This window comes from Rhizobium sp. WCS2018Hpa-16, assembly GCF_031843705.1.
GTDB lineage: Bacteria > Pseudomonadota > Alphaproteobacteria > Rhizobiales > Rhizobiaceae > Agrobacterium > Agrobacterium tumefaciens_C.
The window spans coordinates 159,446-185,427 of record NZ_JAVTIX010000001.1; the positions used below are offsets into that span (position 1 = coordinate 159,446).

26 protein-coding genes and 1 pseudogene are annotated in these 25,982 nt (G+C 57.3%); 15 read left to right on the forward strand and 12 right to left on the reverse strand.

All coding sequences use genetic code 11. The annotated features are described in order from the left end of the window. Position 1: 1 nt before the first annotated feature. The 13 genes from urtD to ureG all read left to right on the forward strand — a co-directional run bounded on the left by urtD (position 2) and on the right by ureG (position 10,206). Positions 2–763 (forward strand): urea ABC transporter ATP-binding protein UrtD, encoded by a 762-nt coding sequence (gene urtD / locus RQI55_RS00855; protein ID WP_192064307.1) that lies wholly within the window; start codon positions 2–4, stop codon positions 761–763. A gap of 45 nt (positions 764–808) precedes the next feature. After that, a complete protein-coding gene (gene urtE / locus RQI55_RS00860) occupies positions 809–1,504 on the forward strand; it encodes an urea ABC transporter ATP-binding subunit UrtE (protein WP_311272335.1) in 696 nt (231 codons plus the stop codon). A gap of 242 nt (positions 1,505–1,746) precedes the next feature. Continuing rightward, positions 1,747–2,958 (forward strand): alpha/beta hydrolase family esterase, encoded by a 1,212-nt coding sequence (locus RQI55_RS00865; protein ID WP_409233671.1) that lies wholly within the window; start codon positions 1,747–1,749, stop codon positions 2,956–2,958. Then, positions 2,889–3,716 carry an urease accessory protein UreD gene (locus RQI55_RS00870; RefSeq protein ID WP_311272334.1) on the forward strand — a complete coding sequence of 276 codons (828 nt, stop codon included), beginning with the start codon at positions 2,889–2,891 and terminating at the stop codon, positions 3,714–3,716. The genes RQI55_RS00865 and RQI55_RS00870 overlap by 70 nt, the downstream gene beginning before the upstream one ends. A 76-nt stretch (positions 3,717–3,792) precedes the next feature. Then, positions 3,793–4,095, forward strand: coding sequence for an urease subunit gamma (locus tag RQI55_RS00875; RefSeq protein ID WP_042617436.1), 303 nt, complete (start codon positions 3,793–3,795; stop codon positions 4,093–4,095). A 12-nt stretch (positions 4,096–4,107) separates the two neighbouring features. Beyond that, positions 4,108–4,365, forward strand: coding sequence for a DUF1272 domain-containing protein (locus RQI55_RS00880; RefSeq protein WP_243255198.1), 258 nt, complete (start codon positions 4,108–4,110; stop codon positions 4,363–4,365). Positions 4,366–4,382: 17 nt separating this feature from the next. Then, the gene (locus RQI55_RS00885) at positions 4,383–4,688 is read left to right on the forward strand and encodes an urease subunit beta (RefSeq protein ID WP_042617774.1); all 306 of its coding nucleotides are present in this window, start codon (positions 4,383–4,385) and stop codon (positions 4,686–4,688) included. A gap of 50 nt (positions 4,689–4,738) precedes the next feature. Continuing rightward, positions 4,739–5,125 carry a lysozyme inhibitor LprI family protein gene (locus tag RQI55_RS00890; RefSeq protein WP_311272333.1) on the forward strand — a complete coding sequence of 129 codons (387 nt, stop codon included), beginning with the start codon at positions 4,739–4,741 and terminating at the stop codon, positions 5,123–5,125. Between the two features lie 48 nt (positions 5,126–5,173). Beyond that, positions 5,174–6,883 carry an urease subunit alpha gene (gene ureC / locus RQI55_RS00895; RefSeq protein ID WP_311272332.1) on the forward strand — a complete coding sequence of 570 codons (1,710 nt, stop codon included), beginning with the start codon at positions 5,174–5,176 and terminating at the stop codon, positions 6,881–6,883. A 438-nt stretch (positions 6,884–7,321) separates the two neighbouring features. Continuing rightward, the gene (locus RQI55_RS00900; RefSeq protein ID WP_243255201.1) at positions 7,322–8,155 is read left to right on the forward strand and encodes a GGDEF domain-containing protein; all 834 of its coding nucleotides are present in this window, start codon (positions 7,322–7,324) and stop codon (positions 8,153–8,155) included. A 224-nt stretch (positions 8,156–8,379) separates the two neighbouring features. Continuing rightward, complete coding sequence (gene ureE / locus RQI55_RS00905) at positions 8,380–8,859, forward strand: urease accessory protein UreE (RefSeq protein ID WP_243255202.1); 480 nt, start codon at positions 8,380–8,382, stop codon at positions 8,857–8,859. Further along, positions 8,859–9,530: an urease accessory protein UreF gene (locus tag RQI55_RS00910; RefSeq protein WP_243255203.1), complete on the forward strand. Its 672-nt coding sequence runs from the start codon at positions 8,859–8,861 to the stop codon at positions 9,528–9,530. Before ureE ends, RQI55_RS00910 begins: the two co-directional genes overlap by 1 nt. Positions 9,531–9,594: 64 nt before the next feature. After that, the gene (ureG, locus tag RQI55_RS00915) at positions 9,595–10,206 is read left to right on the forward strand and encodes an urease accessory protein UreG (protein ID WP_243255204.1); all 612 of its coding nucleotides are present in this window, start codon (positions 9,595–9,597) and stop codon (positions 10,204–10,206) included. Between the two features lie 24 nt (positions 10,207–10,230). Here ureG and RQI55_RS00920 read toward each other — a convergent pair whose 3' ends face one another. From RQI55_RS00920 to RQI55_RS00960, 9 genes are all read right to left on the reverse strand, one after another. Further along, positions 10,231–10,968 (reverse strand): Crp/Fnr family transcriptional regulator, encoded by a 738-nt coding sequence (locus RQI55_RS00920; protein WP_243255205.1) that lies wholly within the window; start codon positions 10,966–10,968, stop codon positions 10,231–10,233. Between the two features lie 189 nt (positions 10,969–11,157). Then, entirely contained in the window at positions 11,158–14,484 is a 3,327-nt protein-coding gene (locus tag RQI55_RS00925) for an efflux RND transporter permease subunit (RefSeq protein ID WP_243255206.1), read from the reverse strand. A gap of 13 nt (positions 14,485–14,497) precedes the next feature. Then, positions 14,498–15,613 carry an efflux RND transporter periplasmic adaptor subunit gene (locus tag RQI55_RS00930; RefSeq protein ID WP_409233694.1) on the reverse strand — a complete coding sequence of 372 codons (1,116 nt, stop codon included), beginning with the start codon at positions 15,611–15,613 and terminating at the stop codon, positions 14,498–14,500. Between the two features lie 392 nt (positions 15,614–16,005). Continuing rightward, entirely contained in the window at positions 16,006–16,998 is a 993-nt protein-coding gene (locus tag RQI55_RS00935; RefSeq protein WP_243255208.1) for an ABC transporter substrate-binding protein, read from the reverse strand. A gap of 23 nt (positions 16,999–17,021) precedes the next feature. Further along, positions 17,022–17,894 carry an ABC transporter permease gene (locus tag RQI55_RS00940; RefSeq protein WP_042617426.1) on the reverse strand — a complete coding sequence of 291 codons (873 nt, stop codon included), beginning with the start codon at positions 17,892–17,894 and terminating at the stop codon, positions 17,022–17,024. Next, positions 17,891–18,760 (reverse strand): ABC transporter permease, encoded by an 870-nt coding sequence (locus RQI55_RS00945; protein WP_409233672.1) that lies wholly within the window; start codon positions 18,758–18,760, stop codon positions 17,891–17,893. The genes RQI55_RS00940 and RQI55_RS00945 overlap by 4 nt, the downstream gene beginning before the upstream one ends. A gap of 1 nt (position 18,761) precedes the next feature. Then, on the reverse strand, positions 18,762–19,556 hold the full coding sequence (locus RQI55_RS00950; RefSeq protein ID WP_243255210.1) for an ABC transporter ATP-binding protein: 795 nt from the start codon (positions 19,554–19,556) through the stop codon (positions 18,762–18,764). 1 nt (position 19,557) lies between these two features. Then, positions 19,558–21,012, reverse strand: a complete 1,455-nt coding sequence (gene hydA, locus RQI55_RS00955) for a dihydropyrimidinase (protein WP_243255211.1) — start codon at positions 21,010–21,012, stop codon at positions 19,558–19,560. Next, on the reverse strand, positions 21,009–22,262 hold the full coding sequence (locus RQI55_RS00960; protein ID WP_243255212.1) for a Zn-dependent hydrolase: 1,254 nt from the start codon (positions 22,260–22,262) through the stop codon (positions 21,009–21,011). Before RQI55_RS00960 ends, hydA begins: the two co-directional genes overlap by 4 nt. A 262-nt stretch (positions 22,263–22,524) precedes the next feature. On the opposite strand from RQI55_RS00960, the gene RQI55_RS00965 reads away from it, so the two are divergent. Further along, complete coding sequence (locus tag RQI55_RS00965; RefSeq protein WP_243255213.1) at positions 22,525–23,184, forward strand: TetR family transcriptional regulator C-terminal domain-containing protein; 660 nt, start codon at positions 22,525–22,527, stop codon at positions 23,182–23,184. A 201-nt stretch (positions 23,185–23,385) separates the two neighbouring features. Then, positions 23,386–23,694: pseudogene (locus RQI55_RS00970) on the forward strand (DUF2325 domain-containing protein); the annotation flags it as partial. 3 nt (positions 23,695–23,697) lie between these two features. On the opposite strand, the gene RQI55_RS00975 reads toward RQI55_RS00970, so the two are convergent. The 3 genes from RQI55_RS00975 to RQI55_RS00985 all read right to left on the reverse strand — a co-directional run bounded on the left by RQI55_RS00975 (position 23,698) and on the right by RQI55_RS00985 (position 25,981). After that, the gene (locus RQI55_RS00975; RefSeq protein ID WP_243255215.1) at positions 23,698–24,066 is read right to left on the reverse strand and encodes a DUF423 domain-containing protein; all 369 of its coding nucleotides are present in this window, start codon (positions 24,064–24,066) and stop codon (positions 23,698–23,700) included. After that, positions 24,063–24,464, reverse strand: coding sequence for a group II truncated hemoglobin (locus RQI55_RS00980; RefSeq protein ID WP_042617419.1), 402 nt, complete (start codon positions 24,462–24,464; stop codon positions 24,063–24,065). The genes RQI55_RS00975 and RQI55_RS00980 overlap by 4 nt, the downstream gene beginning before the upstream one ends. A gap of 101 nt (positions 24,465–24,565) precedes the next feature. Next, on the reverse strand, positions 24,566–25,981 hold the full coding sequence (locus RQI55_RS00985) for a phosphomannomutase (RefSeq protein WP_042617418.1): 1,416 nt from the start codon (positions 25,979–25,981) through the stop codon (positions 24,566–24,568). Position 25,982 lies beyond the last annotated feature (1 nt).

Consider the following 25,982-nt stretch of genomic DNA (forward strand, 5'->3'; position numbering starts at 1 on the left):
CATGAACACGATTTCTGAAAAGAGAACAAAAAGCCTGCTCTATCTGGATGGCGTTTCAGTCTCATTCGATGGTTTCAAGGCGCTGAACTCGCTGTCGTTTGTGGTGGAGCCGGGCGAGTTGCGCGCCATCATTGGCCCTAACGGCGCTGGCAAGACCACGATGATGGACATCATCACGGGTAAAACACGACCCAATAGCGGTACGGTGCTGTTTGAAGACAGCATCGACCTCACCAAAAAGGACGAGGCCGATATCGCCCAGCTGGGCATCGGCCGCAAATTCCAGAAGCCGACGGTGTTTGAGAGCCACACGGTCTGGGACAATCTGGAACTGGCACTGAACCGCAAGCGGGGTGTGTTTGCCACGCTGTTCTACACGCTCACGAAAGACGACAAGGTCCGCATTGAGGAGATCCTCGCCACGGTTCGTCTTGGCCATCGTCGCAACGATCTGGCCGCCAATCTTTCGCATGGGCAAAAGCAGTGGCTTGAGATCGGCATGCTGCTCGCTCAGGAGCCCAAGCTATTGCTTGTCGATGAGCCCGTCGCAGGCATGACCGACGCCGAGACGGCTGAAACAGCGGTACTGCTCAAGGAGATCGCCAAGACCCGCTCGGTGGTTGTTGTGGAACACGACATGGGTTTCATCCGCGAACTTGGCGTCAAGGTAACGTGTCTGGCCGAAGGCTCGGTGCTCGCTGAAGGGTCGATTGATTTCGTCTCGAACGATCCGAAGGTCATCGAGAATTATCTCGGGCGATGATGCAGGCCAGCCGGTGGCACCGAAAACTGAAATGGGAGCGAATTGATGCTAAGCGTCGATAAGATCAATCTTCACTATGGCGCGGCGCAAGCTCTGCGGGGCATTTCGCTGAATGCAGAAATGGGCAAGATTACCTGCGTGCTGGGTCGCAATGGTGTGGGCAAAAGCTCGCTGTTGCGCGCGGTCACGGGTCAGCACGCGTTAAGCGGCGGCAACATCACATTCGCAGGTGAAAGCCTCGATGGGCTCGCACCCTATCAGCGCGCCAAGCGTGGTGTGGGTTATGTACCGCAGGGCCGGGAAATCTTTCCGCTTTTGACCGTGCAGGAAAACCTGCAATCCGGTTACGCGCCGCTGCCGCGCAAGGATCGGTTCATTCCAGACGATATTTTCAGCCTGTTTCCGGTGCTGCAATCCATGCTGTCACGGCGTGGCGGCGATCTCTCCGGCGGGCAGCAGCAGCAACTGGCGATTGGCCGTGCGCTGGTGACGCGTCCTAAAATTCTGGTGCTGGATGAACCGACTGAGGGCATTCAGCCATCCATCATCAAGGAAATTGGCCGGGCCATCAAATATCTGCGGGATTCCACAGGCATGGCCATATTGCTGGTCGAGCAGTATCTGGATTTCTGCCGTGAGCTCGCTGACTATGTCTATATCATGGATCGCGGAGAGATCGTTCACGAGGGCAAAGCCGAGACGCTTGATACGGCGGAAGCCCGGCGCCACCTGACAGTCTGACGCTGATTTTCCACTCACGCAACAGATGCGCGTCGTTAAATAAAGTGAATGCTATGCGCCTGCGCATAGCATTCATGCATAATTTTAGCTTTTCATTAAATAAGCGCGTGTGTTATTGGCATCGAAACTGCTGCATGCAAGACACAATGGCGAGGCCATTTGCGTGCCGCCCCCGTCGATCCCTTACATTCCACGTATTTTCCGGCATACTGCCGGGGAACTGTGCCAATAAAGGCGTGCCGATGAATTTTACGACTGCTGCTGGCCGGATGCTCCGGTTCGCCCGACCTGCGCTCACAGGCTTCGCCGTCCTCGTTGCTACGGGCTCGGCTGCATTTGCTTCCACGTGCGGGCAAACCGCACAAGCTGGGCGCCATGCGTTTTCACTGATGTCAGATGGCTCCAAACGCGTCGGTGTCTATTTCGTTCCATCGTCTTATGATGGTCGCAAGAAAATGCCTGTGGTGTTTGATTTTCACGGCAGCAATAGCAATCCAAACGGACAGCTTGACCGCAGCGGTTGGGACAAAGTCGGCGAGCGCGAAGGCATCATTGTCGTTGCGCTGCAGGGTAGCCTTGGCGGGGAACTGCCCGGTACCAACGCCTGGAATGTTCCCGGTGTGACCAAGCGTGAAGGCGGCTTGAATGAGCCAGGGTTCATTCGTGATGCCGTCACCATGATCAAATCCAAGTTGTGTGTGGATGAGGCCCGTTTTTACGGTTCCGGCTATTCCGGTGGCGGTCGCATGCTGTCGCAGTATCTTTGCAGCGGCAGCAGCGATTTTACCGCCGCTGGCTTTGTCGCTTCGCTTCGCGCCGGGTATCCGATGGAAGACAGGGGCAGATGGTCGCCGGATGCATCAAGCTGCACGCCTGCGAAGCCATTGTCGATCATCGCGTTTGCTGGCCTCAAAGACCCTGCCAACCCATATCAGGGCGGTGGCAAGCCCTATTGGCAGTATAGCGGTGAGATCGCATTGAAGCGCTGGGCTGAAATGGATGGCTGCAAGGGTGCAGTGAAAAGCAAGTCCACCGACAGCTTTACCTTGAATTCCTATGATGTCTGCAAGAGCGGCACCCGCATCCATTCCTATGTCATTGATGCCTGGGACCATGCCTGGCCGCGTGCAACCATGAAGGCAGAGATGGTCGCATCCGCTGCCGCCATTATCCGCAAGCCTTCCAGCGAGCCAGCAGGTAAAGTTCAGCAGGCCGTGGACCGGAAAATGCCAACGGAAATCGTGCGGCAGGTTGATGCGGCCGAAAGAATGTGGGACTTCTTCCAGAACACGGAAGGGCAGATGGTTGTCGACGCAACTGCGAAGACGGATTGCTCGGTAAAAGCGGTTCCCGCTTCTGCATCCGCAAAAGCTTCGGAGACGACGTGCAGCCAGACGAGCAAATCACCCCTCAACCCCGCCCGCAGCGCGCCCGAGGTAGAGGGCGCATTGTAACAAAGGCGCTCAATGGGCGCAGCCGTCTGGACGAATTGTTTCAGGAAGGCTGCGCCAAGATCAGGCTGCCTGATACGTTCTCCAATGAAATGGAAGCCATTCTGATCAACTCTTCCGGCGGATTGACCGGGGGAGATGAAATAGAGTGGCAAGCGGTGGCAGGCGCAGGCACATCACTCGTCGTAACAACGCAGGCATGCGAAAAGGTCTACAAGGCCGCATCGGGCACGACCACCGTCACGGCCCGCGTTTCTGCCGGGCCTGACGCCAAGCTCCATTGGCTGCCCCAGGAAACCATCCTTTTTGATCATTCGTCGCTGACCCGCAGACTGGAAGCAGACCTTGATGCTTCCGCCGAATTCATCGCCGTCGAAGCCGTTCTTCTGGGCCGCCAGGCCATGGGCGAGGCGATGACGGAGGGGCTGTTCCGAGACAGATGGCGCATTCGCCACGGAGGCAAGCTGGTTCATGCGGAAGAGCTTCTTCTGGACGGACGCGTGGGTGAATTGACCCAAGCAGCCCCGGTTCTTGGCGGGCAGGTCGCCTTTGCAACCCTCCTTTACGTCGGGCCTCTCGCGGAGGCACTTTTGCCTAAAATCCGGGCTATTGCCGGGTTTTCCGGCGGTGCCAGTGAATGGCAGGGAAAGCTCGTCGTGCGGCTTTCCGCATCTGATGGTTTCTCCCTTAGAAAAATGCTGTTTCCGATCATTTCGCTCTTGCGAAACGGCGCGCCAGTGCCGAAAGTCTGGAATCTCTGACGCATGAATTGAACACATGTTCGAGCGTCGTCCATGCGTTCTTGAAAGCGCATGGCGCTCTAGAAACGGAACGATAATGAACCTCACTCCCAGAGAAAAAGACAAGCTTCTGATTTCCATGGCAGCCATGGTTGCACGTCGGCGTCTGGAGCGCGGCGTCAAGCTCAATTATCCTGAAGCCATTGCGTTGATTACCGATTTCGTCGTGGAAGGCGCGCGCGATGGCCGCGCTGTCTCCGAGCTGATGGAAGCCGGTGCGCATGTCATTACCCGCGATCAGGTGATGGATGGCATTGCCGAGATGATCCATGACGTACAGGTCGAAGCGACATTTCCAGATGGTACCAAGCTGGTCACCGTCCATGAACCGATACGCTGAGGGAGCGACGCCATGAGCCTTGAGCTTCGCCCCAATTGTGAATGCTGCGACAAGGATTTGCCGCCCGATAGTCTTGATGCGATGATGTGCTCGTTCGAATGCACGTTTTGCAGCGACTGTGCGACATCGGTCCTGGGTGGAAAATGCCCCAATTGCGGGGGAGAGCTGGTGCGGCGTCCGATCCGCCCTGCGGAAAAGCTGGTGAACAACCCGGCCTCGACCAAGCGGATATTGAAGGCTGAGGGATGCGCCGCCGCGAAAGCGGCGTGACGACGAAGGACAAGATCATGATTCCAGGTGAAGTCATTGCAGCAGACGGCGAGATCGAACTCAATGCCGGACAGCCGACGATAACAATCGAGGTTTCCAACACTGGCGACAGGCCTGTTCAGGTCGGCAGCCATTATCATTTCGCTGAAACCAATGCCGCGCTGGATTTCATCCGCGAGAAGGCGCATGGCATGCGTCTGGATATTCCAGCCGGTACTGCGGTTCGCTTCGAGCCGGGCCAGAAGCGCGAAGTGACACTGGTGCCGCTTTCGGGCAAGCGCGAAGTATACGGTTTTCGCAAGCTGGTGATGGGTAAGCTGTGATGGCGGCGCATGGTCTGACGATCAAGAACCTCCTGTGCGGTTGCATTATAATGTTGTCTGCGACGTTCTTGGCCGGCGCGCAGGATGCGCGGGCGCAGGAAGACCCCAACTGTGCCGAGCCGGTGACGCAAAGAGATATGACTGCCTGTGCGGATATTGAATACGACAAGGCCGACAAGGATCTGAATGCGGCCTACAAGCAGCTTCGCACCAAAATGAGCGATTGGGACAAGTCCGCAGACGAAGAGAGCAAGGGTGCTGTCGATGCTCTCGTTGCCGCGCAACGCGCCTGGGTGGCCTTTCGTGATGCCAATTGCGAAGTGGCTGGCTTTCAGGCGCGCGGCGGAACGATGGAATCGATGCTCATTTCTTCCTGCCTTGCCGATATGAGCACGAAACGCGCCGCAGAGCTTCGCGAGCTTTCCGACGGTTACTGATACAGACGCTGCCTTTCTTTTCTCCGCTTCCCAAGGAGCCTGATTTCCATGCCTTACAAGATTTCCCGCGCCGCTTACGCCAGCATGTTCGGACCCACCGTGGGCGACAAGGTGCGGCTTGCCGATACGGAGCTGTTCATCGAGATCGAAAAGGACTTCACCGTCTACGGTGAAGAGGTGAAATTCGGTGGCGGCAAGGTCATTCGTGATGGCATGGGCCAAAGCCAGGCCACGCGGGCTGAGGGCGCTGTCGATACCGTCATTACCAATGTCGTCATTGTTGATCACAGCGGCGTCTACAAGGCCGATGTCGGTCTGAAAGATGGGCGCATTCATGCGATCGGCAAGGCCGGGAACCCGGACACGCAGCCGGGTGTGACCATTATCGTCGGCCCCTCGACGGAAGCGATTGCCGGTGAGGGCAAGATACTCACGGCAGGCGGCATGGACGCCCATATCCACTTCATCTGCCCGCAGCAGATCGAAGAAGCCCTTATGAGCGGCGTGACCACCATGCTCGGCGGTGGCTCTGGTCCTGCCCATGGCACACTTGCCACCACCTGCACGGGCGCTTGGCACATTGAAAGAATGGTTGAGAGCTTCGATGCTTTCCCGATGAACCTTGCCCTGGCCGGCAAGGGCAATGCCTCGCTGCCAGCACCGCTGGAAGAAATGATCCTTGCTGGGGCATCCTCGCTGAAGCTGCATGAGGACTGGGGCACGACACCCGCAGCCATCGACAATTGCCTGTCTGTTGCCGATGCCTTTGACGTGCAGGTAATGATCCATACCGATACGCTGAACGAAAGCGGCTTTGTGGAAGACACGATCAACGCCATTAACGGCCGCACCATCCATGCCTTCCACACGGAAGGGGCAGGCGGTGGCCACGCGCCTGATATCATCAAGATTTGCGGCAATCCTAACGTCATTCCGTCTTCCACCAACCCCACGCGGCCCTATACGATCAACACGCTGGCGGAGCATCTGGATATGCTGATGGTCTGCCACCATCTCTCGCCATCCATCCCGGAAGACATCGCCTTTGCGGAAAGCCGTATTCGCAAGGAAACTATTGCTGCGGAAGACATTCTGCACGATATCGGTGCCTTCTCGATTATCTCATCCGACAGCCAAGCCATGGGGCGCGTGGGCGAGGTTGCTATCCGCACATGGCAGACGGCCGACAAGATGAAGCGCCAGCGCGGTCGTTTGAAGGAAGAGGTGGGCGAGAACGACAATTTCCGCGTTCGGCGCTACATCGCCAAATACACTATCAACCCCGCTATTGCGCACGGCATTTCTCATGAAATTGGCTCTGTGGAGGTTGGCAAGCGAGCCGATCTGGTACTGTGGAGCCCGGCCTTTTTTGGTGTGAAGCCGGAAATGGTTCTGCTGGGCGGCTCCATCGCTGCCGCACCGATGGGCGATCCGAACGCCTCGATCCCCACACCGCAGCCGATGCACTACCGGCCCATGTTTGCCGCTTACGGCAAGCTGCGCACCAATTCTTCGGTAACATTCGTGTCTCAAGCGTCGCTGGATGGCGGAATTGTTCAGCGTCTTGGCGTGGCGAAGAAGCTGCTTGCAGTACGCAATGTGCGCGGTGGCATCTCCAAGGCGTCCATGATCCACAATTCACTGACGCCGCATATCGAGGTGAACCCTGAAACCTATGAGGTGCGCGCCGATGGCGAGTTGCTGACCTGCGAGCCAGCGACAGTGTTGCCGATGGCGCAACGCTATTTCCTATTTTGATAAAAAGACGACTTTTTTTGTGTCTTTCTATTTCTGATTGACACTGCCTCATCACAAGAGCTGCGAATCGTATGACGATCGCAGCTCTTTTGTTTTTAGTCTCTTGCCGATTCGCACCTTGATCCGGGACGAAAGCGGCCCGCCTCCCTTCAAACAGGAAAAGCTAAATCGTTAATGATTGCTGCGGGTTGCAAGCTCGCATCACGTTATTTTTATCCTTAGAAATGGCGCCGGCTATCATTTGTTTCTGCGGCGCCGCAACATTGCCTTGCCAGCCTTTTAAAGGGGATGCGGGTTTTTGAGGCGATGCGATGTGTCAGAGATTCACTCTTTGCAATAATCCACAAATATACCTTAAGTAGCTAAAAATTTAGACATTCGATTTACTGACAGCCAATCTATGAGGGTTATCGGTAAAGTCATGCAGGGTGAGGTGTGATGACTAAGCGTTTAAAGAAATTTATTTCGCTGGAAATGAGTTTGAATGATGCTGGTGAAAAGCAAAATACGCGTAGCTTTGCAGCCAAGATGGTCTTTGCCTCCATCATTCTTTCAGTCCTGGTGAGTTGTGCGGCCATTGCAGTCGGCGACTTTTTCAATCTTCTGCCGCTACCGCTGTATGAGGCACTTGCCTATAGCGTCGTAATGGCCTGGATCGTGGGCGGTCTCGTGACCGGCATGTTGTGCAGTATTCTGTCCAAAGCTCTTCGCAAGCTTCATGATTCCCATGCCGAGTTCGAGCGGTTGAGCAAGACCGATACGCTATCAGGTCTAGCCAACAGGCGGGCGTTCAACCAGTGCTTTGAAGAAGTGCTGGATGATGCCTCGCTGGCGATCTTCGATCTGGATCGCTTCAAGGGGATCAATGACAGCTATGGCCACGCTGCGGGCGATGTCGTCATCAAAAAAGCGGCCGCGGCAATTGCTGATGTGTTCGGCGAGTTTCATTGTGTGGCCAGACTGGGTGGCGAAGAGTTTGCCGTGATCGTTCGCGGTGGGCTGCTGAAAGACCGGCTGATCATGATAGAACTCGCGCGGATTCGTGTTTCGTGCCTGACGATCACGTTCGACGCGCATCGCGTTCAGACGACAGTGTCCGTGGGCGTTGCCGATATTGATCCGTCACGCTCCAAACATGATACATTTGCGGCGGCTGACAAGGCGCTCTATCTGGCCAAGGCATCTGGACGAAATTGCGTGCGCCATGAGACTGATCTCGCACTCGCGCAAGCAGTCGGCGATCTCAAAGCAACATTGCTCGCCGCTTCATAGAGCCTTTCCGGTGAACGCTGGTTCACCTTCAAAGCTTTATCTGTTTGTTATACGCAATTCCGGACGCAAAACCGATTTCCACTTTTGCTGGAATTGCTCTAGTTTGTTGATTGCAGACGATTATTTGTCTTTATCCTGGCGTCTTTCCATCACAAGCGGCTTGCATTCACGGGCGGCATCCTTCAGGTTTCAACGCTGATCGAAACCAAATTCTGGATAGCCCGATGCTGCGCGTACAATCCTACCTCCCTGCTGGCACACCCGGTGACGAACCCTCGGGTTACGTCACTCTCGCCCACGACCAGAGGCACCTGCGCCGCAAGCTTCTGCACCTGCAGAATGATGAGATGGTGATGCTGGACCTCAAGGAAGCTGTGCTTTTTGCCCATGGGGATTTGCTGGTTGTGGAAAATGGTGACCTTGTGGAGGTCCGGGCAGCCGATGAAAAACTGTTTGAAATAAAGGCCAGAAACACGCTCCACCTTATCGAACTCGCATGGCATCTGGGTAACCGCCACCTTGCGGCGCAGATCGAGGAAGGCCGTATTCTTATCCTTCGCGACCACGTGATTCGCGCCATGCTTGAAGGCCTGGGTGCGACGGTGCGCGATGTGGAGGAGCCGTTCCAGCCAGCGCGTGGTGCCTACCATGCCCATGGTGGCCATAGCCATGGACTCGACCACCATTCCCACAGCCACGATTGATGTTGGTGAGCCGTAACGTCGATGCATTGCTGAAGCTGCTGGCGTGGATGTCGCCAGCCTTTCCCGTCGGGGCTTTTTCCTATTCCGGTGGGCTGGAAAGTGCGGTTAATGACCGACGCCTTTCCCGCGCCAATGAGCTGCACGACTGGATTTCCCTGCTGTTGCGGCGGGGAGTACTGTCGAACGATGCCGTGTTGCTAGCGCAAGCGTGGCGATGCCATGCGGATGGTGAAGAGCTGGCGGAACTCTGCGAACTGGGGCGAGCACTGGCTGGCTCTGCAGAACGCTATCGTGAAACGGTCTTGCTCGGTGACGCCTTCTTAGCCGCTGCGACCGCCTGGCCACAGGAGGTGTTGAACCGCCTGTCAAAGGAAACGCCCTATCCGGTTGCGGTGGGTGCGGTTGCCTCAGCGCATGGGATCGGGCTTGAGGACACGCTTGCTGCCTATCTGCATTCCGGTGTTTCGCAATATGTGTCAGCGGGCATACGTCTCGGCGTCAGCGGGCAGAGGGATGGTGTGGCGATCCTTGCCCATCTGGAAGCTGAAATTGCTGTTGTTGCCGCGCGTGCAGCGGCGTCGACGTTGGATGATCTGGGGTCGGCAACGATTCTCGCCGATACGGCCTCCATGCGGCATGAAATTCAGGAAACCCGGCTTTTCCGCTCTTAGCCGTTGAATGCGTCCGGTGGAAATCGCTAATGTCAGAACGATCTTGTTTGGAAGGAAAACGCGTATGAAATCGGGAAATGGCCCGCTTCGGGTCGGCATCGGTGGGCCGGTTGGCTCCGGCAAGACGGCGCTTACGGAAAAACTGTGCAAGGCCATGAGCGCAGACTACTCGGTTGCCGTGGTCACCAACGATATCTACACCAAGGAAGATGCCGAAGCGCTGGTGCGCATGCAGGCGTTGCCGTCTGAGCGTATTGTGGGTGTGGAAACCGGTGGATGTCCGCACACGGCAATCCGCGAAGATGCGACGATCAATCTCCAGGCGATTGCCGGTCTTAACGAGCGCTTCCCTGATCTCGACATCGTTTTTATCGAGTCGGGTGGCGACAATCTGGCCGCGACCTTTTCGCCTGATCTGGCGGATATCACCATCTATGTGATCTCCGTGTGCCAGGGTGAGGAAATTCCGCGCAAGGGGGGACCGGGCATTACCCGCTCTGATTTGCTGGTCATCAACAAAAAGGATCTTGCACCCTATGTCGGGGCAGATCTCGGCGTCATGGACACCGACGCAACCCGTATGCGCAAGGAGATGCCCTTCGTGTTTACGGATATGAAGCGCGGCGACGGCGTGGACACGATTGTCGGCTTCCTGAAGCAGCACGGCGGACTGTAAGAAGCGGCCAACGCTGAAGCAGTTTTAAAACTGTTTCAGCGTGCCGACATCATTCACCTGAATGGTGCGTCCCCTGACGATCACGCCAGCATCCCTAAGGCTGGAGAAGGCGCGGGAAAGTGCTTCCGGTGCGAGGCCAAGCTTGCCTGCCAGAACGCTTTTCTGGAAAGGCAATCGCAGGGAATAGGATGTCGAATCGCCTGGCCCCTGCATGATGAGGTAATTTGCAACGCGCTGAGGTGCAGTTTGCAGCCGGTCATTGGCCACGCAATCCATTGTGGTCAGCAGGCTCTTGGACAGGCACTGCACGACAGCTTTTGCGACCGTCGGATCTTCCTCAATCAATGATCTGATGCGGCTGAGCTCTATCCGTGCCAGCGTACAGTTTTCGGCGACCTGTGCGCTGGACTGATAATGCTCCGAACCGAAGATGAGACACTCGTTGAATGTATCGCCCGGGCCGCAAATTCTGATATCGGCCTCGCGGCCATCCTTGCTCGTGCGATAAAGGCGGATATAGCCGCTCAGAACGCAAAACAGGTGCTCTGCAACTTCGCCTTCGCAAAAAAGCATTTGGCGGGCCGCCATGGTGAGGACGGTGGAAACCTCCATGAGTTTCCCCGGTGTTCCGTTATCGCCGCCCCCCACCAAGGGGATCTGTAGGAGAATGCTCTTCTCTCTGCTGCTCAGCTTGACCATATCGTTCACGTCCGTCGCGCCCCCACGAAGTGCCATCAGAGCAGGGTTGCGCTGTGCGGCCATGATTTCGCATGGCGCGAACGCTTCCAGTCTGAGGACAATGTTCCCAAGACGCAGAGGGTAACAGGTCCTGTCACATTGAACTTGATTTCAATCAATTCACTTGATTTTTTTGCTCTGGAAAACGAAGCGTGCCCACTATGTGAAAACGCCGGGGAGTGCCCGGCGTTTTTCAATGTGGATTGTCAGTTTTCACTCGGCTGCTAGCGGCGGCAGACGGAGCACGTTGTTGGAATTTCCGCCAGTTTTCTGGCCTGTTCCGGTCTTCTGTTCGATGGTCGCTACGCGCTCTTCCAGGTCAGCCAGCGCATCCTGATTGCTCCGTGCCGTTTCCGACAGTTCCTCATTTGACAGAACCGGATGCTCCTCTTCCTTCTTGCCGATGAAACGGCCGAAGAGGTGGGAGAGAAGCATCGATAGGTCATCCATGATGAGGAAGAAGGCCGGCACCACGATAAGAGACAGGACCGTGGAAACAATGATACCGCCAATGACCGCGATGGCCATGGGCGAGCGGAAGGAGCCACCTTCGCCAACACCCAGCGCAGACGGTAACATGCCAGCAGACATGGCGATGGATGTCATGATGATGGGACGAGCGCGCTTGCGGCCAGCTTCCACCATGGCGTGAACCCGCTCCATGCCGTGGCGGCGCATTTCGATGGCGAAATCTACCAGCAGGATGGCGTTTTTCGTGACGATACCCATCAGCATCAGAATGCCGATGAGGACGGGCATGGAGAGTGCATTGTTGGTAAGGATGAGCGCCACCGCGACGCCACCAATGGCCAGCGGCAGAGAAAACAGAATGGTGAAAGGCTGGATCACATCCTTGAAGAGAAGGATGAGGACGACCAGAACCAGCAACAGGCCAAGCAGCATGGCGTTGGTGAAGCCTGACTGCATTTCTCCTTGCACCTTGGCATCACCGCTTTCGGCGAGACGCACTGTCGGCGGCAAATTCGTTTCCGCCACGATGCGTCTGAACTCTGCCGATGAGGTGTCGAGCGCGGTTCCGAAGGGAACATCCGAGCCAATGGAAACCACCCGGTTGCGGTCATTGCGCTTGATGGAGCTTGGGCCTTCCGAATAGTCGATGTCGGCCACGCTCGAAAGCGGAACGGTGGCACCGGTCGCAGTCTTGATTTTCAGCGCACGGATGGCAGCCAGATCGCGCCGGACATCCAGCGAGGCCTGAACGCGGATCGGGATCTGTCGATCATCCAGCGATATCTTCGTTAGCAGCGCATCGATATCGCCGATGGTGGCAACGCGCACGGTCTGCGAGATTTGCTGTGGCGTGATGCCAAGGCGAGCGATCTCATCCTTGCGCGGGCGAATTTGCAGCTCCGGACGCGGTAAGGCGCCTTCGGAGCTAACATTGGCGAGGATGGGCGATGCACGAAGCCGCGATTCCAGCATGCCGACGGCATTCTGCAAATCTTCTTCGCTGGACGAAAGGAAGTTGAAGCTCAGTTCCCGCTCAGCGCGGTCATTCAACTTGATTATTCGCACATCGGGGATGGTGTTCACCTTGGCGAAAATATCCCGCTCCACATCCCATTGCGGGCGTGTTCTGCCGGTGTCTTTGATCTTGGGAAGATGCGGGCCGATGAGGGGAATGGATCCAAGCCCCTTATTGACCAGCGTTTTCAAAAGCGAGTGGTCAATGTGCTGGAGGATGACGCGCACCGTTGCACGGCGAAGCTCCAGATCTCCCTTCGGCGATGCGCCGCCGAGAATGAACACGCTTTCCACGCCGTTGATGTCACGGATCGCCTCATGGATTTTCGATGTCGTCGCGTCGGTTTCTTCGAGCGTTGCGTTGGGTGGAAGCTCGATGGACAGGACGACGCGTGAGGCGTCATCCGGGGGCAGGAAGCTGCCGGGAACGCCGCTGAGCAGGATGATTGATGCCGCGAGGAAACCGATGGCACCGAGAAGCGTCAGGTAACGGGCCCACCATTTGCGGGTGGTTGCAGTGACCATGCGCGTATAGGACTTCATCAGCCAGCCATCATTATCGTGATGGTCATCGACCGCATCGTCAGAACGCATCAGATAGGCGGCCATCAACGGTGTGATGAGACGCGCAACCATGAGCGAGAAAAACACGGAGAAGGCGACTGTCAGGCCGAACTGGATGAAGTACTGGCCCGGTACGCCGGGCATGAAGGAAACGGGTACGAAGACTGCGATGATGGTGAAGCTTGTCGCAATGACAGCAAGGCCGATCTCGTCGGCTGCTTCGAGCGATGCGCGATAGGGCGATTTGCCCATCTTTATGTGGCGGGAGATGTTCTCCACCTCCACGATGGCGTCATCCACCAGAATACCCGTCGCCAGCGTAAGAGCAAGGAAGCTGACGAGGTTGAGCGAGAAGCCCAGCACATCCATGACCCAGAAGGTCGGAATGGCCGATAAGGGCAGGGCAACAGCGGCAATCAGCGTCGCACGCCAGTTTCGCAGGAACAGAAGCACCACGATGACGGCAAGGATCGAACCTTCAACCAGCGTGTGGAGCGCGGCCGTATAGTTGCCATAGGTGAAGTAAACCGCGTCATCGACCATCTCGATCGAGACATTGGGGTGCGCTGCGCGAACCTTGTCCAGATTTTCCGCCACCGTTTCCGCCACGGAGACTTCGCTCGCGCCCTTGGAGCGGAAAACCGCGAAGGTGACACCCGGATTGCCGTTGAAGCGCGAGAATGATTTTGGCTCTTCATAGGTATCGGTGATGGTGCCAAGCTCCGACAGCTTAACGAAGCGACCACTGGAGAGCGCAATAGTGGTGTTGGAAAGCTCGGCCACATTGCGGGAATCGCCCAGCGTGCGGATTGTCTGTTCGTTGCCCGCCACCTGGCCGCGACCGGACCCGAGATCGACGTTGGTGCCGCGCAATTGCTGGTTCACGTCGGCTGCCGTGATGCCGTAGGCATCGAGCTTGGCGGGGTTCAGAGATACGCGCACTTCGCGATCCGCACCGCCGTAACGGTCTATCTTGCCAACGCCTGACTGGCCCTGAAGCGACCGCTTGATCGTGTCATCCACAAACCAGGACAGCTCTTCCAGCGTCATGTTGGGCGAGGAAACCGCAAATGTCTGGATCGCCTGTCCTTCGACGTCGATCTTGCTGACGACGGGTTCTTCAATATCCGAGGGCAACTCGCTGCGGATCTTGTCGATGGCGTCCTTGGTGTCCTGAACAGCTTCTTCGGTCGGCTTTTCGATACGGAAGAGGACTGTCGTCAGAGACTGTCCATCGGTAACCGTCGATTGGACCTCATCGATGCCGCTGATCGAGGCAACCGCGTCTTCAATTTCCTTGGTGACCTGCGCTTCCAGTTCCGACGGGGATGCACCGCTCTGGGTTACGGTGATCGCCACCACGGGCACGTCGATGTTCGGAAAGCGGGTGATGGGCAGATCGTAAAATGCCTTGACGCCGAGAAACAGCAAAAGGGCAAAACAAAGCAGGGGCGCAATCGGGTTGCGGATGGACCATGCGGAAAAATTCATGGTTTGCTCTCAATCAGTTCGAGGCTGCGGCATCAGCCGGAACCGGGTTGATCTTGTCACCATCGCGCACGAATGCGCCTGCTTTTTCAACAACGACGTCGCCTGCGGAAATTCCGCTTTTGATTTCGACAAAGCCACTGTCCTGAATACCGATTTCCACGGCAACCTGCTTGACCACGCCATTTTCCACCCGCCTGGTGCTTGATCCCTTGCGGCCCGAAGTGACTGCGGACAGCGGCAAGGCGAGCGCATTGGCGGATGAAATGACGACTTCGGCGCTGCCATACATGCCGGCGCGGGCAGGGCTGTCTGCGGGCAGAAGAATGTGGACGGAGCCAAGGCGGGTGGTCGCGTCAACGGTCGGCGAGACAAGCCGTACTTCGCCTTCGATCCTGTCGGTGCCGCCTGCAACCATGATGACGGCTTTTTGCCCAGCCTTCACCTTCTGAATATCGGTTTCCGAAAGATCGGCCACGAGTTCGATGGCGTTGTCCTTGATGACGGTAAAGAGCGGATTGCCGCTGCCGCTGGCGATGGCGCCAACGCGGGCATTCTTGGCGGAGACGATACCGGCAACCGGTGTCTTCACGCTTGTGCGGGAGAGTTTGAGATCGATATCGGCAATCTGAGCGTCCACGACCTTGATGTCTGCTTCGCCAACCGTCACGGATTGTCTCGCGGCTTGAAGGCGTGCCTGCGCCACATCTGCGGCGGATGCCGTTTGTTCCACCTGCGAGACCGAGCCGGAACCGGATTCGCCAAGACGGCCCGCACGGTCGCGCTGGCGCACCGCATCATCGTAATTGGCCTGCGCCTCGATAACCTGCGCCTTGCTTTGCGCCACGCCCGCTTCCGCCTTCGCCCTGTTGGCCTCAAGCTGGCTCTTTTGCAGAATTAGGCTGTCCTTCGAAAGTTCGGCAAGGGAGGCGCCGGCCTCTACCCTGTCGCCAATATCCACATTCAGCTGGTCAACCGACAGGCCTTCCACAAGCGGCTGCACGTAAATCTCATCCACCGGCTTAAGCGTTCCCGTCGCCACGACGCGGTCCACGAGATCACGGGTTTTGGCTTCGCTGACCACGATGGAGGGCAGGCCCTGGCGGTCTGCACCGCCCTGCGCGCTTGCCATTGCGGGCACAAACAAAGCCGAGGCCGTGAGAAGCAGGAGCCGTGTTGCGAGTGTGTTGCGGTGCATGTCTGTCCGTTCCAAGGTGCGGATCGCACGTCCACCACGCACATGCTGTGCCCTTGGAAAGTCATGCGACAATGAATGCAAGAAAATGTGCTGACAATCCGTTGCATTCACCTCGCAGAACACTGCTTCATCGGCGAGAATCTGACCCTTGGACTGGCCTTGTCTGGCGCGAGGTAAATATTCGAGTCTGTCGTTGCGGAATGTAAGTCGTAGCCCGGTTGAATTCAATCCAAGGAACGAATGGGTGACATATAGATTTGAATATAAGTAAAGAAAAATTTTAGGTAGCCGAGGTGCGCTGAACTGCGCACCTCGTTCCAATACCTCTATTTCAGAGCAGCATCCGTGATCTCTGAAGTGAATGCGCCTGTTGGCTCCTTGGTGATGACAGGGTCCGAGCCGCCGCCCATCAGGGTTTTGACCGTGCGGTCATAATCGGCCTTATCCAGCGCGCCGGTCGAGCCTGCGGTCAGCTTGGCGACCTCCGTCATCATGCCTTTCTGGTGGGCTTCAGTCTGTGCGCCGGAGGCATCGTTTTCCAGAATGATGTCAGCGGCATCGTTGGGGTTCTCTGCCGCCGACTTCCAGCCCTTCATGGAGGCGCGCACGAATTTGACCATGTTCTCCTTAAACTTGGCGTCCTTCAGCTTGTCTTCCAGCACATAGAGACCGTCTTCCAGCGTGGCTACGCCTTCATCTTCATATTTGAAGGTAACGAGGTCACTGGCCTTCACGCCGGCTTCCAGCACCTGCAAATATTCATTGTAGGTCATGGTGGAAATGCAGGCTGCCTGCTTTTGCAACAGCGGATCCACGTTGAAGCCCTGCTTCAACACCGTCACGCCATCGGCGCCGCCAGTTGTCGGGATTTTCAGATGCGCCATCCACGACAGGAATGGATATTCATTGCCGAAGAACCAGACGCCAAGGGTCTTGCCCTTGAAATCCTCAGGCTTCGTGATGCCGCTTTCCTTGAGGCAAGTCAGCATCATGCCGGATTTCTTGAACGGCTGGGCGATGTTGACCAGCGGCACGCCTTTCTCGCGGGTTGCCAGCGCAGAAGGCAGCCAGTCGACGACCACATCTGCGCCGCCACCAGCCAAGACCTGCGCCGGTGCGATATCCGGGCCGCCTGGCTTGATCTCCACGTCGAGGCCTTCGGCTTCATAGAAACCCTTGTCCTTGGCAACATAATAACCGGCGAACTGGGCCTGCGTGACCCATTTCAGCTGGAGTGTGACCTTCTCTGCGGCGTGTGCGTTAAACGCTGTCATCAGCGTTGCTCCGGCAAGAAGCATGGATGCAAGTTTGTTTCTCATCGCTGTTCCCTTTTTTTCTTTGTTTACGTTCGCCCACTGCGGACGGACGGATGCCAGAAGGTGACGGCGCGCTCTGCCAGCGCCACCAGACCATAAAAGCCGGAGCCCGCGATTGCCGCGACGGCAATCTCGGCCCAGACCATATCAACATTGCTCCGGCCCATTTCAGCCGAGATGCGAAAGCCCATGCCCACGATGGGCGTGCCGAAGAACTCCGCGACGATTGCTCCAATCAGAGCCAGCGTCGAATTGATCTTCAAGGCATTGAAAATAAAAGGCCATGCTGCGGGCAGGCGAAGCTTGACCAGCGTTTGCCACCATCCGGCAGCATAGGTGTGCATCAGATCCCGCTCGATGTGGCTGGAAGCGGAAAGCCCCTGCACCGTGTTCACGAGCATCGGGAAGAAGGTCATGATGACGACCACGGCCACCTTGGACTGCCAGTCAAAGCCGAACCACATGACCATGATGGGCGCTATGCCGACCACAGGCAGCGCGGACACGAAATTGCCGATGGGCAGCAGGCCACGTTGCAGAAACGGTGAACGATCAATGAGAATGGCAACGCCGAAGCCGAGGCCGCAGCCCAACACGTAGCCCGTCAGCACCGATTTCAGGAATGTCTGCCGGAAGTCTGCCCAGAGGATCGGCAGTGAGCTGATGAGGCGCAGGAAGATTGCGCTGGGGGCGGGCAACAGAATGGATGGCACTGAAAAGCCGCGCACCATGCCTTCCCACAGCATGATGAGTGCCGCGCCGAAAATCAAGGGGACCGCGATGTCGCTAGCGCGTCTTGCCGCTAATGCTTTGAAGCGGTGGCGGACCAGCCGCTCGTTCAACGTCCACGCCGCAAGCCAGAACAGGATTGCGCCGATAACCCAGCCGGGGTTTGTCATGGCCTTTCTCCCATTCGTTTCAACACGGCACCATGGGCAAGGCCGATGATGGAGACGAGGATCGCAGCCAGTGCCGCCGCCATGAAGAGGGCGGCCCATATCTGCACGGTCTGGCCGTAATAGGAGCCGGACAGCAGTCTGGCGCCAAGGCCAGCTACGGCCCCCGTTGGCAACTCACCGACGATAGCGCCGACCAGCGAAATGGCGATGGCGATTTTCAGCGAGGTGAAGAGGTAGGGCAGGGCCGATGGCCAGCGCAGCTTCCAGAAAATTTGGGAGGGTGATGCGTAATAGGTGCGCATCAAATCCAGCTGGATGCCTTCCGGGCTTCGAAGGCCCTTCACCATGCCCACCACGATGGGGAAGAAGCTGAGATAGGTTGATATCAGCGCCTTGGGCAAAAGGCCCGAGATGCCGATGGAGTTCAGCACGACGATAATCATCGGGGCGACTGCGATGATGGGGATCGTCTGGCTGGCGATGATCCACGGCATGACCGAACGATCCAGAGCACGGTTATGAACAATGGCGACCGCGATGAGAATGCCGAGTGCGGTTCCGATACCAAAACCCAGGAGCGTCGCCGAAAGCGTAATACCCGTATGGTAGATCAGGCTGCGTTTTGAGGTGACGGCCTTGTTGACGGTCGTATCCCAAAGCTCTGCGATGATCTGGTGCGGCGCCGGTAACACCGGACGCTCCTGCGCAAATGTCTGCGGCAGCAGTTCTGTGGAGCCCGGTTGCTCGCCTGCTCTTGCGGCCTGATCCCGTGCGAAGGGCATGTTGAGGTAGACGACCGCAACATGCCAGATGACGAGAATGGCGAAGATAATGGTGAGGACGGGAAGAATGCGTTGGCGCAACATGTCACCCCTCATAGCTGTGCCCCGCCTTCAGGCCTTCGCGGACTCGCTGGGCGATTTCCAGAAATTCCGGCGTTTCACGAATTTCGAGCGGACGCTCACGCGGGAGTGTGGATTCGATGATGTCGGTTACCCGGCCGGGGCGGGGGGACATGACGACGATCTTGGTGGAGAGATAGACGGCTTCGGGAATGGAGTGGGTCACGAAGCATATGGTTTTGCCGGTGGCGTCCCACAATTTTAGGAGCTGCTCATTGAGGTGGTCGCGAACGATTTCGTCCAGTGCGCCGAAGGGTTCGTCCATCAAAAGCAGATCGGCATCGAAAGCCAGCGCACGGGCAATGGAGGCGCGCTGCTGCATGCCGCCGGAGAGTTGCCACGGAAATTTCTTGGCAAAGCCACCGAGATTGACGAGATCAAGCGTGCGTTGGATGCGCGCCTGCTGTTCAGCCTTGGTGTAGCCCATAATCTCAAGTGGCAGCGCAATGTTCTTTTCAATGGTGCGCCATGGGTAAAGGGCAGCCGCTTGAAACACATAGCCGTAGGATCTGTCCTTGCGGGCATTTTCAGGCGTCGTGCCGTTGACGCTGATGTCTCCCGATGTGTGCTTTTCCAGATCGGCGATGACGCGCAGAAACGTGGTTTTGCCGCAGCCGGAAGGGCCGATGAAGGAGACGAAATCGCCCTTCTTCACCTCAAGATCGACATTGGCGAGAGCGTGAACCGGGCCGTCCCCGGTCTCGAATGTCAGGCCGAGGTTTTTGGCTGATACGACGGAGTAGGAGCTTTTCTCTGTCATCTTAAACCCCACTCGCCGGTATGCCTGTGCGCTCCACCTTGCGCGGTGCGACGAGTTCTTTCCATGTGGACAGCGCCTTGGAGACAGCGGGATAGGGCTGCCGCGCCACAAACTGTCCATGGCCTTCCACTGTTTTTACCGCGCTTTCCTCAATTGCGACGACCCCGCGTGGCAGGGTGAAGCGTGGCAGGCCCGTAACGGTCTGGCCTTCGAAAACGTTGTAATCGATAGCGGACTGCTGGTTCTTTGCGCTGATCGTCTTTTCAAGCGCCGGGTCCCAGACGACGATATCGGCATCGCTACCCACCAGAATTGCACCCTTTCTGGGGTAGATGTTCAGGATCTTGGCGATATTGGTTGAGGTCACCGCAACAAACTCGTTCATCGTCAGGCGACCTGTGGCAACGCCGTGCGTCCACAGAAGCGGCAGGCGATCTTCAAGGCCGCCGGTGCCATTGGGGATTTTGGTGAAATCACTGATGCCGTTGCGTTTCTGCTGCGTTGTGAAGGCGCAATGGTCTGTTGCCACGCATTGTAGGGAACCAGAGCTAAGTCCTGCCCAGAGGCTGGCCTGATGCTGCTTGTTGCGGAACGGAGGCGACATGACGCGCCGTGCGGCGTGGTCCCAATCGGCATTGGCATATTCGCTCTCGTCCAGAATGAGGTGCTGGATCAGCGGTTCTCCATAAACCCGCATGCCGTTCTGGCGCGCCCGGCGGATGGCCTCATGCGCTTGTTCACAGGAGGTGTGGACAACATAGAGCGGGGCGCCCGCCATATCGGCAATGATGATGGCGCGGTTGGTGGCTTCGCCCTCCACGGATGCGGGGCGGGAATAGGCATGCGCTTCCGGCCCGTTATTGCCCTGCGCCAGAAGCTTCGCCTGCATCTGGGCAACGATATCGCCGTTCTCGGCATGAACCATGGGCAGTGCGCCGAGCTCCGCGCAGCGCGAAAACGACGCGAACATCTCGTCGTCATTCACCATCAGCGCGCCCTTATAGGCCATGAAGTGCTTGAAACTGTTGATGCCTTTCTCTTGCACCACAGTCTTCATGTCGTCGAAGACCTGCTCGCCCCACCACGTCACGGCCATATGAAATGAATAGTCGCAGGTCGCGCTTGTGGCCTTGTTGTCCCAGCGGCTCAGCGCATCCAGCAGCGATTGACCCGGCTCCGGCAGACAGAAATCCACGACCATCGTCGTGCCGCCGCTCAAGGCTGCGCGGGTTCCGCTTTCGAAATTATCTGCCGAATAGGTACCCATGAAGGGCATTTCCAGATGCACATGCGGATCGATGCCGCCGGGCATGACGTAGCAGCCTGTCGCATCCAGAACCGTGCCGCCGGAGAGGTCAGGCCCGATCTCGACGATGACGCCGCCTTCGATTTTGATGTCGGCCTTGTAGGTCAGATCGGCGGTCACGATGGTGCCGTTCTTGATGATGGTGGTCATTCCACGATCTCCGCAGTTTCGAGCACGGCGTGCAGCAACACGTTGCAGCCGGCGGCCGCCCATTCGGGGGAAATGTCTTCGGCTTCATTGTGGGAAAGGCCGTCCACGCAGGGGCAGAAAATCATCGTTGAGGGTGCAACCCGGGCTGTCCAGCAGGCGTCATGGCCCGCACCGGAGATGATATCCATGTGGCTGTAGCCCAGCTTTTCTGCTGCATCGCGCACGCGGCCCGTGAGGATGGGATCGAAGGTGACGGGGTCGAAATGGCCGATGGCTTCAATGGTGCAGCCGACGCCGAGTTCGTCTGCAATCGCCGGCACTTCACGCTCGAAGATGGCCCGCATGGAATCGAGCTTTTCCTTCGAGGGCGTGCGCAGGTCTATGGTGAATACCACCTTGCCGGGCAACACATTGCGGGAGTTGGGCGAAAAGATCATCTGGCCCACGCCAGCCACCGCATCGGGCTGATGGGCCATTGCCACCTCCTGCACCCTTTCGAGAATGCGTGCCGCGGCCAGCCCGGCATTGACGCGCATGGCCATTGGCGTGGAGCCGGTGTGGGCCTCTTTGCCGGTCAGGGTCACTTCCAGCCACCACAGGCCCTGGCAATGGGTGACGACACCAATCTGCTTGTCATGCGCTTCAAGGATCGGACCTTGTTCGATGTGATACTCGAAATAGGCGTGCATCTTGCGCGCACCGACCTCTTCATCTCCGAGCCAGCCGATGCGCTTTAACTCTTCGCCATAGGTCTTGCCCGCCGTATCGGTGCGGCTATAGGCGTAATCGAGATCGTGTACGCCAGCGAAAACACCTGACGCCAGCATGGCCGGGGCGAAGCGCGCGCCTTCTTCATTCGCCCAGTTGGTGACGACAATTGGATGCCGGGTCTGGATATCGAGATCGTTGAGGCTGCGCACAACTTCCAGTCCCGCCAGCACGCCCAGCACGCCATCGAACTTGCCGCCTGTCGGCTGGGTGTCGAGATGGCTGCCGATATAGACGGGCAAAGCATCCGGGTCGCTGCCGGGGCGGGTGGCGAACATGGTGCCCATGGCATCGACACCGACGCTCATGCCTGCCGCCTCGCACCAGTCCCTGAACAGGTCACGCCCTTTGGCGTCGTCATCGGTCAGGGTCTGACGGTTGTTGCCACCGGCAATGCCGGGGCCAATCTTCGCCATGTCCATCAGGCTATCCCATAGGCGATTGCCATCGATGGTCAGGTTTTTTCCAGGTATTTCCAACATGCTAGTCTTTTCCTCACCTGTTTTGATGTTCATCATGCAAGGGGCGTGCCGTTCCCCTGAGGGTTGAGCAAAATGTGCGGGAGAAGGGTCGCCAGTTAATTTGACCGGCTGGTAAACATTGTGATTTCGGGCTTTGATGCCTAAAAGGAATAGGGGGAATTTCGCTGTGTGAAACCGATGTGTTCTGCTCGATTTTTCGCCACAGATTATTTTTTGCCCAGTCAGATCTGTCAATTGCATCCAAAACAAACAGAGACCATCCATGGCCATACCCAGAGCGGCAAAAACACAGAAACGAACGCGGATTCAGGAAGAAAAAGAAGAGATCATTCTGGAAGCGGCTCTCGATGTCTTTTCCGTCAATGGTTTTCGCGGCACGACGATTGACCAGATCGCCGAGGTGGCGAACATGTCGAAGCCGAATGTGCTCTATTATTTCCGCACAAAGGAGGCCATGCACCGCGCCCTGATCGAGCGCGTGCTGGACACGTGGCTTGATCCGCTGCGGGCGTTTGATGCTGACGGTAACCCCGAGACGGAAATCAAATCCTATCTGCGCCGGAAACTGGAGATGGCGCGGGATTACCCGCGTGAAAGCCGCTTATTTGCCAATGAGGTGTTGCAGGGTGCGCCCCATGTGGAAGACGAGTTGAAAGGTCCTTTGAAGCAGTTGGTGGATGAGAAGGCGGAGGTGATTCGCGCCTGGGCCAGGGCGGGGCGCATTTTGCCATGCGACCCCTATCACCTGATTTTCTCCATCTGGGCCACCACCCAGCATTACGCAGATTTCGATGTGCAGGTACGCTCGGTGCTCGGCTCCGCCCATGCTGGCGAGGGGCGTTTTGAAGATGCGGCACGCTTTCTGGAACAGCTGTTCATGGGTGGTCTCGGCATCATCCCTGCCTTATCCAAAAAAACATGAGGGAAAGGATCAACTTTAATCTTTACTCTGATACTCGTCTTTACTATCTTGCAGCCAGCCTGATCGAACAGGCCGCAATTTCTGTAAGGGTGAGGCATGGCGCGCAAAGAGAAGAAGAAGGCGGATAAGCACGGCAAGCGGGACGACCGTTCGCAGCAGGCAGACCAATCCGCCACCCGGCCAGCAGCGCCTTCTGTGCCAAAAAGCTTTCTCTATGTTGGCGGCCGTGACTGTCAGGTTGCGCATCTTCGCCAGATTGCAGGCAACTTCGATGCGGAATTGATCCATCACGATGGCGGTTTGAGAGAGGCCGTTTCGCGCATCGATACGCTTTTGCCATCGGTAGATTGCGTATTTTGCCCCATCGACTGTATCAGCCACGATGCTTGCTTGCGGGTCAAATCCGGCTGCAAGAAGTTCGGCAAAACCTTCATTCCGCTGCGCAATGGCAGCAAATCCAGCCTTGAGCGGGCGCTTCAGACAATGAGCGACCGTAGAGCGGCAGACTGATGCCTATCGACGCGCGGCGCTGAAAAATGCCGCGCTGGCCAGCACCAGCCAACCCAAGATCATGCCAAGCCCACCCGCTGGTGCGGCCATGGGAAACAGGCTGGTTTCGGTAAAGTGCCGTGAGACGAGGTCTCCGGCAAACAATGCCGTTCCCAGCCCAAGCAGGACTGCGGCGGGAGCAGCGGTTTTGATGCGGTCACAACCGACATGAATGCCAAGAAGAACGGGCGCATGGGCAAGGCACATGGCTGAGGCGTTGCCAAGCATTTGGGTTGCCCCGGTATGCGTTGCCGCCGCCGCGAGAGCTACACCGGATGCACCCAATGCGCCGGACAGGAAAAGAGTTGAAGGCCTCAGCCAGGTGTTGCTCATGCCGTTGCCTCTTCCTGATTTTGCATATGGAAGGCCAATCGCTCGACGGGCGCCCAGATGATCTCGCGCAGCTTTGTATTTTTGATAGTTTCATCCATCGCGCGGCGGAAACACAGCAACCATTCGTCGCGCTCGACAGAGCCTATTGGCGCAACGAAATGCCGCCTGCGCAGCATCGGGTGGCCGTATTTCTCCACATAGACAGGCGGGCCGCCGAGATAGCCGATGAGGTAATCGGTGAATTTCTCTTCGCTGCCTGAGATATCTGGTGGATGAATGGCCCGGCAATGTGCTGCTTCCGGCAAAGTGTCCATCAGGACATAGAAACGCTTTGTCAGCGCGCGGACGGTCCGTTCACCGCCAATTGCCTCGTAGAGCGTGATGGTCTCGTCTGCCAATTCATGCTGTCTCCATTTCCCTCGTTTTGCCGCTTTTGATTCGAAATCGCAACTGCAAAGGGCAGGTGCGGCAATTCGCTTCGCCGCACCTGAAGACGATATCAGCCAAAATTGCGGATGAGGTTCAGACCCTTTTCCAGCAGTTCTGCCGCCTTTTCCTCATTTTCGGCTTCCACATAGCAGCGCATCTCCGGCGCATTGCCAGAGGGGCGGAAGTGAATTGTGCTGCCATCGGCAAGCGTAACGCGAAGACCGTCGATATCGCTTGTGTCCTGAACTGTACCCACAGGAGCCAGAAAGCTTTCCAGATCGGCGCGTGACGAGCGCAGATGTTCCATCAGGGCGGCGCTTTTTTCCTGCGCGAAATCCTGCAGGCGGTCAGCAGCAGCTACTGGCAGCTTGTAGGCGGCAGCGATGTCAGACAGAGGCTTTTTCTGGTCGGCCGTCAGCTTCAAGGCAGCCAGCAGCGGCAGGAAGCAATCGCGTGTCGGGAGCGGGGAGATGGTTTGGCCATTGAGTTCAAAGGGTGATGCCGTGAGGAACCCGCCATTGGCTTCAAAGCCGATGATGCCTTGCTTGCCTGCGGCCAGCGCCTCATCCATGCCTGCAATGACGAAGGGTGATCCGACTTTGGTGCGCACGACGTCAAAATCCCCGCTGGCTTCAATGCCGGAATTGGATGTTACGGGCGTGACGACGACGCCAGCCTTGAGGAAGTTTGCGGTGATGAGGCCCAGAAGATCGCCGCGGAGAGGCACACCCTTCTCATCGGCCAACAAGGGGCGGTCGCCATCGCCATCAGCGGAAATGATCGCATCGAAATGATGCTCGCGGGCCCATGCTTCGAGCTTTTTCAGCGTGTCAGGCGATACAGCCTCAGTATCGACGGGAATGAAGGTCTTGGAACGGCCGAGAGCCACGACCTCTGCGCCATAATGTTTCAGCACATCCACGAACATATCGCGCGCGACAGTGCTGTGCTGGTAGACGCCGACTTTCAAGCCTGCGAGCGCCTTTTCAGGCAGTATCGCGGCGTCGCGCTGGAAAAACAGGGCAGCGGTTTGCGCCGAATGGTCCTGCGCCTGCGATACATCGAGATTCACGCCATCTGCTTCAACCTGTTTTGCAAGCTCGGCAATGGCCAATTCGTCTTTCTTGTCGATCTCGCCGTCTGGGCGATAGAATTTGATGCCGTTGCGATCTGCCGGGATATGGGAACCCGTGATCATCAGAGCTGCGGCCTTCAGCGAAAGTCCGTAAAGCGCCAGTGCCGGTGTTGGCAGGGCGCCGCAATCCAAGGGAGTAAGTCCAGCGGCCTTCAGAGCGCCAATGCAGGTTTGCGCGATGGAAGGGCTGGAGTCGCGAAAATCCTGACCTATCAGCACCGGATCTCCCTTTTTTGCCAAGCCTGAAGTGAGCAGGTGTCGCGCAAAGGCAGTCGCGTAAATGGTCGATGCCTCGCCTTTCAAATCTTCAGAAAGTCCGCGAAGACCGCTTGTTCCAAACTTCAGGCTCATG